This window comes from Variovorax soli (assembly GCF_031454625.1).
In the GTDB taxonomy this organism is placed as follows: domain Bacteria; phylum Pseudomonadota; class Gammaproteobacteria; order Burkholderiales; family Burkholderiaceae_C; genus Variovorax; species Variovorax soli_A.
The window spans coordinates 195315-209097 of sequence record NZ_JAVDRF010000005.1 but is presented as its reverse complement, the minus strand read 5'-3'; the positions used below and the strand labels follow the sequence as shown (position 1 = coordinate 209097).

At 64.3% G+C, this 13783-nt stretch carries 13 protein-coding genes, 3 tRNA genes and 1 pseudogene; 6 read left to right on the top strand and 11 right to left on the bottom strand.

Annotated features, from left to right (window positions below; translation table 11 throughout):
* Positions 1–34 precede the first annotated feature (34 nt).
* From J2739_RS13925 to J2739_RS13910, 4 genes are all read left to right on the top strand, one after another.
* Complete coding sequence (locus J2739_RS13925; RefSeq protein ID WP_309902567.1) at positions 35–1357, top strand: extracellular solute-binding protein; 1323 nt, start codon at positions 35–37, stop codon at positions 1355–1357.
* Positions 1354–2208 (top strand): shikimate dehydrogenase family protein, encoded by an 855-nt coding sequence (locus J2739_RS13920; RefSeq protein ID WP_309902564.1) that lies wholly within the window; start codon positions 1354–1356, stop codon positions 2206–2208. Before J2739_RS13925 ends, J2739_RS13920 begins: the two co-directional genes overlap by 4 nt.
* Before the next feature lie 82 nt (positions 2209–2290).
* Positions 2291–3310 carry a Gfo/Idh/MocA family protein gene (locus tag J2739_RS13915; RefSeq protein ID WP_309902562.1) on the top strand — a complete coding sequence of 340 codons (1020 nt, stop codon included), beginning with the start codon at positions 2291–2293 and terminating at the stop codon, positions 3308–3310.
* An 83-nt stretch (positions 3311–3393) separates the two neighbouring features.
* Positions 3394–3822, top strand: coding sequence for a cupin domain-containing protein (locus J2739_RS13910; RefSeq protein WP_309902560.1), 429 nt, complete (start codon positions 3394–3396; stop codon positions 3820–3822).
* Between the two features lie 45 nt (positions 3823–3867).
* Here the strand turns inward: J2739_RS13910 and J2739_RS13905 are convergent, their stop codons facing one another.
* The 5 genes from J2739_RS13905 to J2739_RS13885 are packed head-to-tail and all read right to left on the bottom strand — an operon-like array spanning position 3868 to position 8507.
* A complete protein-coding gene (locus J2739_RS13905; protein WP_309902558.1) occupies positions 3868–4779 on the bottom strand; it encodes a LysR family transcriptional regulator in 912 nt (303 codons plus the stop codon).
* A 59-nt stretch (positions 4780–4838) separates the two neighbouring features.
* The gene (locus tag J2739_RS13900) at positions 4839–5627 is read right to left on the bottom strand and encodes an enoyl-CoA hydratase/isomerase family protein (protein WP_309902556.1); all 789 of its coding nucleotides are present in this window, start codon (positions 5625–5627) and stop codon (positions 4839–4841) included.
* 39 nt (positions 5628–5666) lie between these two features.
* Positions 5667–6557, bottom strand: a complete 891-nt coding sequence (locus J2739_RS13895; protein ID WP_309902554.1) for an alpha/beta hydrolase — start codon at positions 6555–6557, stop codon at positions 5667–5669.
* Positions 6558–6584: 27 nt separating this feature from the next.
* Positions 6585–7772, bottom strand: a complete 1188-nt coding sequence (locus J2739_RS13890; RefSeq protein WP_309902552.1) for an alpha/beta fold hydrolase — start codon at positions 7770–7772, stop codon at positions 6585–6587.
* 27 nt (positions 7773–7799) lie between these two features.
* On the bottom strand, positions 7800–8507 hold the full coding sequence (locus J2739_RS13885; RefSeq protein ID WP_309902550.1) for a flavin reductase family protein: 708 nt from the start codon (positions 8505–8507) through the stop codon (positions 7800–7802).
* A gap of 422 nt (positions 8508–8929) precedes the next feature.
* On the opposite strand from J2739_RS13885, the pseudogene J2739_RS13880 reads away from it, so the two are divergent.
* Together J2739_RS13880 and J2739_RS13875 are read left to right on the top strand one after the other, a co-directional pair.
* Positions 8930–9271, top strand: a pseudogene (locus J2739_RS13880) (oxidoreductase); the annotation flags it as partial.
* 101 nt (positions 9272–9372) lie between these two features.
* A complete protein-coding gene (locus J2739_RS13875) occupies positions 9373–10044 on the top strand; it encodes an oxidoreductase (RefSeq protein WP_309902548.1) in 672 nt (223 codons plus the stop codon).
* A gap of 146 nt (positions 10045–10190) precedes the next feature.
* Here J2739_RS13875 and J2739_RS13870 read toward each other — a convergent pair whose 3' ends face one another.
* The 6 genes from J2739_RS13870 to J2739_RS13845 form a co-directional block, all read right to left on the bottom strand.
* Positions 10191–10559: a winged helix-turn-helix transcriptional regulator gene (locus tag J2739_RS13870; RefSeq protein ID WP_309902546.1), complete on the bottom strand. Its 369-nt coding sequence runs from the start codon at positions 10557–10559 to the stop codon at positions 10191–10193.
* A 236-nt stretch (positions 10560–10795) separates the two neighbouring features.
* Positions 10796–10872 (bottom strand) — tRNA-Asp (locus J2739_RS13865).
* A 70-nt stretch (positions 10873–10942) separates the two neighbouring features.
* Positions 10943–11018, bottom strand: a tRNA-Glu gene (locus J2739_RS13860).
* A gap of 51 nt (positions 11019–11069) precedes the next feature.
* Positions 11070–11145 (bottom strand) — tRNA-Ala (locus J2739_RS13855).
* A 35-nt stretch (positions 11146–11180) separates the two neighbouring features.
* Positions 11181–12563 carry a glutamate--tRNA ligase gene (gene gltX / locus J2739_RS13850; protein WP_309902544.1) on the bottom strand — a complete coding sequence of 461 codons (1383 nt, stop codon included), beginning with the start codon at positions 12561–12563 and terminating at the stop codon, positions 11181–11183.
* Positions 12564–12567: 4 nt separating this feature from the next.
* Positions 12568–13782, bottom strand: a complete 1215-nt coding sequence (locus J2739_RS13845) for an O-succinylhomoserine sulfhydrylase (protein WP_309902542.1) — start codon at positions 13780–13782, stop codon at positions 12568–12570.
* Between the last annotated feature and the right edge of the window lies 1 nt (position 13783).

Here is a 13783-nt window from a genome sequence, read left to right as displayed (position 1 = left end):
CACCACATGCGCACTTAAACCAGGAGACAAACACATGAACGAGCAGAAACCAGCAAGCATGAACGAACAGAAACTCGCGCCCCGTACGAGCCGGCGCATCTTCCTGGGTGGCATGGCTGCCATGCTGGGCGCACCCGCGGGCCAAGCCTTCGCGCAGACCACCGAGACCATCGCCTACGACACCTTTCTCGACCCGGCCAACACCAAAGACCCGCGCGCGGCGGCGCAGACGCAGATGATCGCGGCTTTCGAGGCCAGCCAGCCGCGTGTGAAGGTACGTGTGGTGGTGGACCCCGCCGGGCAAAACGGCGTACGCGCGGCGCGCGCCAAGTCGGACAGTCCCGACGTGATCCGCGTGAACAACTTTCAGATGCCCGAGTTCGTGTCCACCGGCTCGGTGCTGGCCATCGACGAGCTGATCGCGCGAGACAAGGTGGATACCACGGACTGGCTGATCAGCCTGGACCAGACGCGCGTCAACGGCAAGATCTGGGGCCTGCAGCAGGACTATCGCATCCCGATCTACGTTTACCGCAAGAGCAAGTTCGACGAGGCGAAGATTGCCACGCCGCCGCGCACTTACGCCGAGGTCAGCGCGCTCGGCCCGCTGCTGACCAGGCAGAACCAGATGGCCTACGGTGTCCCACTCGGCCTGAGCGGCGGGATCGGTGGCGCGCAGGCATTCATGGAGTTCATCCTGAGCTCCATCGTGGCGGGCAACAGCGATCCCTTCTTCGCGCCCAACGGCCGCGAGATCGGCTTCAGCGAGAAGCGGCTGCTGCTGGCCGCCAGCATCGTCAAGGACCTGTTCCAGAAGAAGGCCGCGACACCCGTGAGCCTGCAGTTCGCTTACAACGAACTGCAGGATGGGATGCGCGCGGGCACGGTCGCCTCCGCCACCTTCGGCCTGTACCGCTACCGAGGTCTGAAGGCCGCCGTGGCCGACGACCTGGCCTGGGCACCGGCCCCTTCGGTGGAGCCTGACGACAAGCACGCGGTGTACGGCTTCCAGATGTGCATCAACAGCCATTCGCCGCGCCAGGGCGGCGCGTGGGAGTTCGTCAAGTTCATGGCCAGCCCGGCCGCTCAGGCGATCGCTGCGCGAGGGGGCGAAGTGGTGGCCCGCGCCAGCGCCTACAAGGACGCCTACTTCAAGACGCCGGAAGCCGAGGATCAGCTGGGCTGGAAGGCGCTGGTGGAAAAACGCGGCCGCATGGTGAACTACTCCATCATCCAGTCGACCTTCAACCAGATCTGCGGCGAAGCCTTCCAGCGCATGATCCTCAAGGACCTGGCACCTGCAGCCGTGGCGCTCGAGGTGAGCACCCGCTACAACGAAGCGCTGGCCAAAGCATGACGCCGCATGTCACGGGAACAACTCGACTCTATGGGTTGGTGGGCGATCCGCTGACGACAGCCAAGTCGCCCGAATTGTTGAACCGGCTCTTTTTGGAACAGCGCGCAGACGCGGTGTGCATTCCATTCGTGGTCAAGGAGGATGACCTGCCCGCATTCGTCACTGGCGCACGAGTGTTGGGGAATCTCTCCGGCGTGCTGGTCACGATGCCCCATAAGCAGCGGATGTTGGCCTTCGTCGACGAGCTGCATCCGACTGCTCGTCAGGTTGGCGCACTCAACGTCATCCGCTGCGATAAGGACGGGCGCTGGGTCGGGGCCATATTCGATGGCCTCGGATGTGTGCTCGGCATGCAGTGGGAAGGCAATGACCCGGCGAACAAGTCAGTTCTTCTCGTCGGCGCCGGAGGTGCAGGCAGAGCGATCGCATTTGCAGTCGCTTCCGCGGGCGCCCGGGCGTTGACCATCTTCGACGTCGACGAGCGCCGCGCCGGCGAACTTGCCAAAGCCGTCACTGCCGCAACCGGTTGCACCACAAATTCCGGTTCGGCCGATCCCCGCGGATTCGAGATCGTCATCAATGCCACGCCACTCGGCATGCACGCGAATGATCCCATGCCCGTGAATCCCGAGCGACTGGATCCCGGCAGCATCGTCGTAGACATCGTCAATGCGCCCGAGCCGACGCCGCTTTGCCGCGCCGCCGATGCACGCGGTTGCCGTACCCAAGGCGGACGCCCGATGCATGAAGGCCAGGCACTGCATGCCCTGCGTTTTCTTGGATTCGATGACAGACCTGACGGCAAGTCGCTGCCAGGCGGAATCGAAACCAAGCAGTTGCCGCCTATCTGAATGAAAGGAAGAGTGCCATGAATAGGCTTTCCAGGGTAGCCGCAGCATCCAGTGCGGCTGGCTGCACGAGGGGAGAACACGCATGAAAGTTGCATTGCTGGAAGCCAGCCACTGGCATGTCCCGCTCTATCTTGATGCGCTCGAGACGCCCGGGATCGAGGTGGTCGCCGTTTCCGATTCGGAGCAAGTGAAAGGGCAAGCGATTGCAACGCGATTCGGGAGTACGCTGTACGCGTCGGCCTATGAACTGCTCGAGCGCGAGGAAGTCGATTTTGCATTTGTGTTCGGTCGGCATTCCGAAATGCCGACGCTCGCGGAAGCGGTGATTGCACGGCGAATTCCATTTGCGCTGGAGAAGCCCTGCGGTGTCAACATGTCGCAGGTTACCCGGCTGCGCAAGCTCACCGAGGAGGCCAATCTTTATTGCGCGGTGCCGCTCATCTTTCGCATGAGCGACCTGCTCAATGCGCTTCACGGTGCCGAGGGTCGCATTCCGTCGGACTTCAACTACATGTCCTTCCGGTTCATCGTAGGTCCGCCTGGACGTTACGAAGCGGCAGGCGCAGGCTGGGCACTCGATCCCGCGTTTTCCGGCGGCGGATCCACGATCAATGTCGCTACGCACTTCATTGATCTCTTCAGATTGCTGACCGGCAAGGACGTCACGCGCGTCTCTGCCACGATGAACGCTCGAACGCACCGGGGCGCGGTTGAGGACTACTCGTTGCTGACGATGCAAACCGAGGATGGCGTGATCGGACTCGTGGAGACCGGATACAGCTTCCCCAGCACCTCCGACGAACAGCGCGAATTCTCGTTCACCCTTTCGTCCGATCGCATGTACGCGAAATCGGGCCCCGATCGGATCGAGATCCGCGACCGAACCAATCTTGCCGCCGGCACTCGGAGCTTGCGTCTCGAGCTGGAAACCGACGCCTACTACCCGCTGTTCGTCAAGCGGGTGCTTTCCGAATGTCGCACGGGTGCAAAACCGATCGCATCGTTGCGCGACGCCGAGGCAATGATGCAGGTCATGGACGCGGCCTACGCTTCGGCTCGGCAAGGTGGGGCGCTCCAGACCCTTGCGCCGATTGCTGCGTGATCCGACCAACCGCCCATCGCCACCTACGCCAGCGCCGTGCATCTCGACAGCACTCGCTGGCCCATCAACTGAAAGAGAATCCGATGAGCAAGACTGCGCGATACCAAGGTCCATTGCCGCTTGACCAAGCGAAATCCAAATTTGTTCTCACTCCCCTCGAAGACAGCCGTTTTCATCGGGATGGTCCTCGCACGAACGTCGAGTACCGGGATCTCGGAATGGCTGAGGCTTCGGATGGTCGCATCGGCGCCAAGCACATCCGCGCTGTCCAGCCGTTCGGCAAGGAGACCGGCTGGCATTGGCACGACATGACGGCGCACTTCGTTTACGTGCTGAAAGGCTGGATCGAATTCAGGTTCGACGGCATACCCGAACCGGTGACCGTCGTGGCCGGCTCCTGCCTCAGCCAACCCGCCGGCGTGGCGCACAACGTCATTCGGCAGTCCGACGACCTCGAACTGCTAGAGATCAACACGCCCGCGGACTATGTGACGGTCGAATGTTCTCTCTGAGCGGCCGCGGCGCATGCTCGCCTCCACGCTCGGCTTTCGAAGAGATCAGCTGCGTCGCAAGTCTTCGTGGCGCTCGAAGAGCGTCACCGCCCAGTCGATGAAGACACGCACCTTCGCACTGAGATAGCGGTTTGGCGCATAGATCACGTGGACGGGGATCGTGGGCGTGCGCCAATCCTTCAGCAACGCGACGAGCTTCCCCGCCGAGACAGCCTCATGAACCGCGTACGAGGGCGCCTGGATGATTCCCAGACCCGCCAAGCCCGCTGCCAGGTACGAGTTGGTGTCGCTCACGACCAGCCGATGACTCAGCGCGGGCTCAGTCTCCGTAGCGCCGTCGGAGAACTGGAATGGCAGCGCACGGCCGGAGCTCGCGTAGATCATGCCAATGCTGGGTCTCGTACTCAGATCGGCAGGAGTCCTCGGCATTCCGTGGCGCTGGAGAAAGTCGGGTGTTGCACAGGTGACGAAGTGGAACTCGCCGATCCGCCGCGTGACCATCATCCGCTCGCTCACTTCACCGGGGCGAATGGCGCAGTCGATGCCGTCGCTCACCAGGTCCGTGTGCTTGCTGCCGACGCCGAGCTCGACCTCGACGTCGGGATAGCTCTGGTAGAAGTCCGAAAGCGCGGGGACGATGACCCCTGCAGCGATTGCCGCCGCGGTCTCGACCCGCACCTTTCCCGAGGGCTTGGCCAAGGATTGCGTGGTCGACGATTCGATGTCCGCAAGCTCGGCGAGCAGCCGCACCACACGCTCGTAGTAGATCGCTCCTTCTGGCGTGACGGTGACCGACCGCGTGGTGCGATGCAGCAGGCGCACTCTCAGGTCCTGCTCCAGCTGCTGAACGAGCCGGGTTATTGTCGCGTTGGGCACATCGAGTGTGTCCGCCGCCTTTGTAAATGTTCCAGCTTCAACCACCCGGACAAAGGCGTTCATCGCGGTGATGCGGTCCATGATGCCTGCTCCCATTGACGTGCAGGCGATCATTACACTGCATCCCGCCGCGCTTGCTTCTATCGGCCTTTGAAGTCGAGCGTCGGGCGGGGCTGGCCCGCCTTCAATGCGTCCACAGCCGACTTCAGGCCGCGCTGAACGTCCTCGGTCTCGAACAGCGGCATCGCGATGTCGAACATGGCATCGTCAGCGGACGACACGCCGCCGACGGCCCAGGCCCGCAGCAGCGCCTTGTGAGCGGCGTAGGCCCGGGTGGGACCCTGAGCGACCTTCTGCGCGAAGGCACGCGCTTCGTTCAACAAGTCGGCGTCAGCGACGACGCGATTGACTACGCCGAAGCGCTCCATCGTGGCCGCCGGCACTTTCTCTGAGGTCATGGCCCATTCGGAAGCGCGTGAACGGCCCGCCCGCTCGGCGACCCGGTAAACGCCGCCCAGGACCGTGACGATGCCCAGGCTCTGTTCGGGATGCCCGAACACGGCCGACTCGCCGGCAAAGATCATGTCGGCACGCAGGGCGAGCTCGAAGCCTCCGCCGAAGCACAGGCCCTGCACCGCTGCGATGACCGGCATCGGGATGCGTTCGAAGCGGTTGAACACCGACATGTAGCGCTCGAAGCGCGCGCGCAATTCCTGGATGACCGCGCCCGGCCAGCTCATGATGTCGCCGCCGAAGGAGAAGTTTTCTCCCGTGCCGCACACGAGCACGGCGCGCGCGTTACTCTCAGCGATGGTTGTGATTGCCGCGGCCAGCTCGTCGACCATCTGGTCGTCGATGCGATTCTGCGGCGGGCGGTCGAGGGTGAGCGTGGCAACGCCCTCGTCGAAGCTGATGGTCAGATGAGGCATGGAACAGTCCTGTGTGGTGGGGTCGTTGAAGGGGCGCCGTCAGCCCAGGTGCAGCTTGAACCACTCGACGGCGGCCGTGCTGGACTCTTTGAACTGCGACAAGTAAGGATCGAAGTGGCCGCCCTCGATGGTCACCAGCCGCTTGGGCTGAAGCGCACGTTCGAACGCCGCGAGCTCGAGGTCGGTCAGGGTGACGGTGTCTCGCGTGGCCACCACCATCAGCAGGGGCGTCGGTGAAACGCGGGCGATCCATTGCCCGGGCTCGTACATGCGCGCGGCGCGCGTGGATCGGACCGTCACGTTGTTCTCCCAGGCACCGGCGGGCACCGGCTGCAGGTAGAAGTCGATGGCGTCCCGGGCGCGATAGGAGGCGGCAACGCCGGGGTCGGCGCTGACGATGGCCTGGCGGCGCGGCGGCTCCCCGCGCAGCTGCGCGCGGTCATCGTCTGCGAGCGCCTCTTCGAACGCGGCGACCCCTTCAGGCGGGATACGGCGCAGGCTCTGCTCGTAGCCGCTGACGGTCGGAACCTGCGCAACGACGCAGCGCAGTCGCCGGTCGGTGGCGCCGAGCACCAGCGCATGACCGCCGGCGTAACTGGTCCCCCACAGGCCAACGCGCTTTGGGTCGACGACGTCCAGGCTCTCGAGGTAGCTGATGGCGCGTCGCCAGTCAGCGATCTGGCGCCACGGGTCGACGTCGTGGCGCGGCATGCCATCGCTCGCGCCGAAGCCGCGGTGGTCATGGAGCAATACGACGAAACCGGCCTCGGCGAAGGCCTTCGCGAACCGCTCGATGCCATGCTCCTTGACGCCGGCGTAGCCATGCGCCATCGTGATGGCGGGCCGGGGGCCCTCGCCGGCCGGCACGAAGAGCCAGCCGCGAAGCTTGACGCCGCCGTCGACTTCGAATTCAACATCGGTGCGTTTCATCTTCTCGATCTCCGGTGACGGGGTGCATCAGGCCGCGCTGAAGAAGTGCGCCGCGTCGACCTTGCCATGGACGCGTCGGCCCAGCTCGGCCGAGAACTTCAGCGCACCGCCCAGCGGACGGTGGTGGATGGCCGCATGTGCGATCTCTCCTCGTTCATTCTTCGAGAGGATCGTGACGCCGAACAGCTTGTCGCCACCGAAGGCCTGGGCCTCCCATTCGAGGTAGGTGCGCAGCCCGCTCGTCGCCTCTCGGGTAAAGGCGAGCGCTTCGTAGATCGTGCTGGCTGCTGCCATCACCGCTGTGACCTGCTCGGCACCGATCACTGGCTTTGCGAGCGCACTGGCCTCGAGAACGATGTCTGCCGCGAACGCGTCGGCAAAGGCGGTCACCGACTTCTGTTCGAACGCGCGAGTCCAATCTTGCCGGTCCACCGCGGCGCTCCGGGCACGGTCCACGGTCGCCAGGAATTCGCTGAGGACCCTGGCAAAGGCTTCCGGCTGCTCGACGTGCGGCCAATGGCCCGCGTTGCCCACCGATGCGATGACAGGCTCGTCGAAGCGCGGTGCAACGGCGCTCGAGATGACCTCGGCGGTGACGAAGGGATCGGCCTCGCCGCGGACGATGAGAACGGGCCCCTTGTATCGGCTGTGCTGTGCGCCGAGCGCATGGCCCCGGTTCCACATGTCGGCGAAGACACCGACCGAGGCCGCCTCGACGCCGTCGCCGAGCCGACTGAGCGTTTCCAGCCGTTCCTCGTCGAGGCTGGTCGAAAAATTGCGACGCAGTTCGCGTTGCGCGCCGGGGTTGCCGCCCAGGGCATGAAAAGTCTTCATCACTTCGTCGGGCAATTCGGTGCCGGCCAACGGCACCGGGGTCAGCAGGACCAGGGCTCGGACCTGTTCATCGAGCTGACCCGCGACCAGCTCTGCGATCTGCGCGCCCATGCTCTGCCCCACGAGAACGATGGGGCGAGCCAAAGCACGGACCTGCGTGGCGACATCTTCGGCGAAGCGGTCGAGGCTATGCGGTCCGGGCTCGCCGGCACGCTTGCCCATACCTGGAAGGTCGACGCGCAGCGCATCCGCGGCGCGGTCACCGAGATCCGCCACGACCTCGTCCCAGGCGGTGGAACCGTCGAGGAAGCCGTGGATGAAGACGAAGGTGGACGGCGCGTGCGCGTTTTCGTGTGCAGTGGACGGATTGTGCGAAGTCATTGGAGTCTCCTGTAGGTGGATCGAGATTCAGCGGGTCGAGCCGGAAGCGGACCATTCCTTGGTGTCGATCGGCGAGTAGCCGTCGGGTTCGCCATCCAGCCGCCGGGCTCGTTTGCCGTGCAGCGCGGCAAGGAGCTCTTCGGCCAAGGGCGTCGTGAAGCTGTTGTGCACGAGGGTGTACTCGGCGGCCAGGCGGCCGACGGCTTGCAGGGCACCCGTGTCGATGCGGCCGCCCTCGAGGTAGACGTCGTCACGGATGTTGAAGCAGACCACCTCGCCAAATACCACGTGCTCGCCCGCGCTCATGGGGATGATTCGTTCGAGCCTGCATTCGAGCGAGATGGGGACGCCCTTGATGCGCGGAGGGCGAACTGCTGCCGAAGCTTCCTTTTCCACCCCGACAGCGGCGAACTCATCGACGTCGGAGGCGAATTCGAACGCCGTGCGGTGCAGCGCATGCGCCAGGGGCAGCGTGGCCACGTTGACGACGAACTCTTCGGTGTCGCGGATGTTCACGAAGGTGTCCTTCAGGGTCACGCCGTCGGCGCGCGGCTGCAGCGAGAGCGACACCTTGGGCGGCTTGCGCCCGACGGCCGTGAAGAACGAGATCGGTGCGAGGTTCGCCACCCCGTCGCTGGATTGAGTGCTGACCCAGCCGATCGGCCGGGGCAGGATGGAGCCGATCAGCAGCTTGTATGCCGAAGTGGGATCGAGTGTCGAGGAGTCGATGATCATGATGCGGTCTTTCTTGCGACGGGATGCGGTGAGCGTTCAGCGGCGCGACGCGCCACCTTCAGTCATGCGGCGATCGGCGGACTCGTGGGACTTGTTCGTCTTGCGGACCGCGGGGCTACTCTACGAGGCAGCTGTCCTGTGAGTAAGACGACGGGGGCGAAAGCACTATTTCAATTCCGTCAAAGAATGGGGCACGCGACCGATGCGGTCAGTCGCCTGTGTCGGACCGCAGCACCGTCGTCGACCACTTTCCGCAATCCGATCGAACAACGCACGGCTGGGGCAATCGACGGCCAGGCATTGAAGTAGGCGATCGATCATGGTCGGTTTCCTCGGATATACCTGGGCACTTTAAAGTGCCTGATTGACACTAGGTTTACGACGTATACCATCCGCCGGGTCTTTACATCTGAGAGTTGTTCATGTCATCGATCGACACCAGCGCACTGTTCCAGCCACTGGCCATCAAGAACCTTCAGCTCAAGAATCGGCTCGTCATGGCGCCGATGACCCGCACCTTCTCGCCCAACGGCGTCCCCGTCGAGGCCAATGCGGCCTACTACCGGCGCCGTGCAGAAGGCCAGGTCGGGCTGATTCTTTCGGAGGGTACGGTCGTCAATCGCCCTGCCTCCCGCAACGATCCCAACATCCCGTTCTTCCACGGCGAAGCTGCGCTGGCGGGCTGGAAGGGGGTGATCGATGCCGTGCACGCAGCCGGCGGCCGCATGGGTCCGCAGCTCTGGCATACCGGTTCGGCGCGCTACACCGAGTGGGAGCCCGATTCGCCGGTGGAAAGCCCGTCGGGCCTGGATGCACCGGACAAGCCGCGCGGTGAAGCCATGACCGAGAAACGATCGCGGACACCGTGGCGGCGTTCGCTGCGGCTGCGGCAGATGCCAAGCGCCTGGGCTTCGATACCGTGGAAATTCATGGTGCACACGGCTATCTCATCGACCAGTTCTTCTGGTCCGGCACCAACAGGCGCACCGATCGGTATGGCGGCGTCACACTCAAGGAGCGTTCACGGTTCGCCAGCGAGATCGTGGCCGCCATCCGCAAGGCGGTGGGTCCTGACTTTCCGATCATCATGCGCGTCAGCCAATGGAAGCAGCAGGACCTGACCGTGCGTCTCGCACCCACCCCCAAGGAAATGACCGATTGGCTGCTGCCGCTCGTGGAAGCTGGCGTGGACGTGTTGCATTGCTCGCAGCGGCGTTTCTGGGAGCCGGAATTTCCGGAGCTCGACGGCGAAAACGGCCTGAACTGCGCGGGCTGGGCCAAGAAGCTGACCGGCGCGACCACGATCAGCGTGGGCTCTGTCGGCCTGGACGGCGACGTCCTGAACGCCTTTGCCGGCAAGGGATCGAAAGCGGCGAGCGTGCAGCGATTGGTCGAGCGCATGGAACGCGACGAGTTCGACCTGATTGCCGTCGGCCGTGCATTGCTCGGCGACCCGCACTGGGTTTCGAAAATTCAATCGGGCGATCACAAGAACCTGAAGGGCTTCGATGCCGCCGCACTGAGTGCGCTCGTCTGATGCAACGGCGACGCTGATCACAGACTCGCTGATCGGCCGCTTTCAAACAGTGGCCGAAGCTTTCTTTCAGTGCCTAAATCGAGCACACCTTCGACACATCACCTTCTCCCCGTGTCGCAAACCCGGGACATGGCTCGATGTCTTGATCAAGGCACTCGCTGGTCAAATGCTTGGCGTGCCCTCTGGACCTGCGGCAGCTTGACCATCGTCCAATCGTGCAGTGCACGCAACGGCTGCTGCAAGGTGCGTCCCAGCGGTGTGATGTCGTACTCCACTGCAACGGGAGAAACCGGAATGACGCGACGGGAAATCAAGCCGTTGCGTTCGAGGCGACGAAGGCTCTGGGTCAGCGCCTTCTGGGTGACGCCTTCCAGGCGACGCTTGATGGCGTTGAACCGGTGCGGTTCGTCATCCAGCACAGCCAAGATCATCATCGACCACTTGTCTGCGATCTGGTCGAACAAGGCTCGACTCGGACAGTCTGAAGAAAAGCATTCCGGCGTGATCTTTGGCATGGGGCGTCCTTCGTGATACCTGGGCCGATCCTAAGTATCTTGTTGACGTCAAGTTTACTTGGTGTACCTTGGGAGCTCGCGTGCGATGCAAACAAGGCAAAGAGAAACAACAACGTCTTCCAGCGAGGCCGCCCGGCATCAGATGGCGGCTTGACCGCTCGTCTGAATCCATGCCGATGCGCGACGGGCAAAGAAAAACGGGTTGCAGCATTTCTGCTGCAACCCGTTGATTTTATTGGCGGAGTGGACGGGACTCGAACCCGCGACCCCCGGCGTGACAGGCCGGTATTCTAACCAACTGAACTACCACTCCTGGTAGGCTGCGTTCGCTCCAGAGGGAGCCAAGTGCTGCCGACTTGTGCCTTCTTCACTTTCGTGAAAACTGGCGACCCTACGGGGATTCGAACCCCGGTAGCCACCGTGAAAGGGTGGTGTCCTAGGCCTCTAGACGATAGGGTCATAAACCTAAGAACCGCGTTGCGATCAACGCTTGGTTGTCTCGACTCCCGATGGTGGAGGTAAGCGGGATCGAACCGCTGACCTCTTGCATGCCATGCAAGCGCTCTCCCAGCTGAGCTATACCCCCTGTGGGTGTCGAGCCTCAAATTATAGCGTGCAAATTCAGGAGGCCTGTAGCCGTTTCAAAATTTCTTCACGAGAGAAGAGCGCGAGCACGGCATCGAGCGACGGCGTCTGCGCGGTGCCCATGACAAGCACGCGCACCGGCATGGCGAGCGCAGGCATCTTGAGGCCCTGCGCGGCCAGCACTTCCTTGATCGCTACGGCGATGGAGGCCTTGTCCCACGCAACGGTCGCGAGCTTGTCCCCGAGCGCGGCAATGGCCGGACGCACAGCGTCCGTCACGTGCTGCGCGCGATCGGCCTCGCCGGGTTGGACGTCCGAATAGAACGCGGCGGCCCAGCCGGCCAGCGCCACGGTCGTGTCGCAGCGGTCCTTGAACAGCGCACAGATGGCGGTGAGCCTGTCGTCGGGGACGATGCCGCGCTTCTGCAGCTGCGCCGCCACCAGCGGGGCGAGCTCGGCATCAGGCTTGGCCTTGATGTACTGCGCGTTCACCCACGCAAGCTTGGCGGCATCCCACTGCGCGGGGCTCTTCGAGAGGTGCGTGCCGTCGAACCAGCCAACCATCTGCTCGCGCGTGAACAGCTCGTCGTCGCCATGGCTCCAGCCGAGACGCGCCAGGTAGTTGAGCATGGCCTCGGGCAGGTAGCCGCCCTCCTCGTAGGCCGTCACGCTGACGGCGCCGCGGCGCTTCGACAGCTTCTGCCCGTCGTCGCCCAGGATCACGGGCACATGGCCGAACTGCGGCAGCGGCGCGCCGAGCGCGCGGAAGATGTTGATCTGCCACGGCGTGTTGTTGATGTGCTCGTCGCCGCGGAACACGTGCGTGATGCCCATGTCCCAATCGTCGACCACCACCGCGAAGTTGTAGGTCGGCACACCATCCGTTCGCACGATGATCAGGTCGTCGATCTCGCGGTTGTTGATGGCGATCGGGCCCTTGACCAGGTCGTTCCAGGTCACGTCGCCCTCGGGTGGATTGCAGAAGCGGATCACCGGTGGCACGCCTTCGGGGACAGGGGGCAGCACCTTGCCCGGGGCGGGGCGCCAGCGGCCGTCGTAGAGCGCCTTCTCGCCGCGGGCACGCTGCGCCTCCTTCATCGCATCGAGCTCGGCCGGCGTGCAATAGCAGCGGTAGGCCGTGCCGGCCGCGAGCATCTGCTCGACGACCTCCCGATAGCGGTCGAGACGCTGCATCTGGTAGATGGGGCCTTCGTCGTAATCGAGACCCAGCCAGTGCATCGAGGCCAGGATCTGCTCGACCGATTCCTGCGTCGAGCGCGCGACGTCCGTGTCCTCGATGCGCAGCACGAACTGGCCGCCATGGTGGCGCGCATAGGCCCACGAATAGAGCGCAGTGCGCGCGGTGCCGAGATGGAGAAAGCCCGTGGGAGAGGGCGCGATGCGGGTGCGGACGGTCATGGAGTCAGGTGGGTAGCGTGTCCAGGCCGCGCGAGAGATCGGCCTCGATGTCGTCGATGTGGTCGAGCCCGACCGCGACGCGGATCAGGCCCTGTCCGATGCCGGCGGCCTGGCGCTGCTCTTCGCTCAGGCGGCCGTGCGAGGTGGTGGCCGGGTGGGTGATGGTGGTCTTGGTGTCGCCAAGATTGGCCGTGATCGAGAGGACGCGGGTGCTGTCGATCACATGGAAGGCGTTGGCACGCGCGATCTCGGGCGTGTCGCCATGCACGTCGAAGGACACCACCGCCCCGCCCTGCCCCGACTGCTGGCGCATCGCGAGTTCATGCTGCGGATGCGAGGGCAGGCCTGGGTAGTACACGCGCTTCACCCGGGGCTGCGTCTCCAGCCACCGCGCGAGCGCGAGCCCGCCAGCGCAATGGGCCTGCATGCGGATGCCCAGGGTCTCGAGGCCCTTGAGCACGATCCAGGCATTGAAGGGCGACAGCGCCATGCCGGCGGTGCGCACCACGGTGGCGAACACGTCGATCAGCTTCTGCGATCCGCAGATGGCGCCGGCCAGGACGCGGCCCTGGCCCTCGAGATACTTGGTGCCGGAATGGATGATCAGGTCGGCGCCGAGCTCGGCGGGCCGCTGCAGTGCAGGCGAGCAGAAGCAGTTGTCGACGGCCAGCAACGCGCCCGCGCCATGGGCCAGGTCGGCCAGCGCACGGATGTCGCAGACGTCGGTCAATGGATTGGTGGGCGTTTCTGCAAAGAGCAGCTTCGTGTTGGGCTTGATCGCCGCCTTCCATTGCGCCACCTCGGTCTGAGAGACGAAGGTGGTCTCAACGCCGAACTTGCCGAAATCGCGGCCGATCAGGTTGAGCGTGGAACCGAAGACGGAGCGCGAGCACACCACGTGGTCGCCGGCCTTGAGCAGCCCCATGCACATCATGAGGATCGCGGCCATGCCGCTGGCCGCGCCGATGGCGGCCTCGGTGCCTTCGAGCGCCGCGAGCCGCTGCTCGAAGCTGGCGACGGTCGGGTTCGAGGTGCGGGTGTAGGTGAAGCCTTCCTCGGTGCCCGCAAAGCGGCGCGCAGCGGTCTCGGCGTCGGGCTGCACGAAGCTGCTGGTGAGGAACAGCGCCTCCGAGTTCTCGCCGTACTGGCTTCGCTCGAGCGCGGCGCGCACGGCGAGCGTGTCGCGGTGCAGGCCGGGGGGCAGGGATCGGTGCGTCACG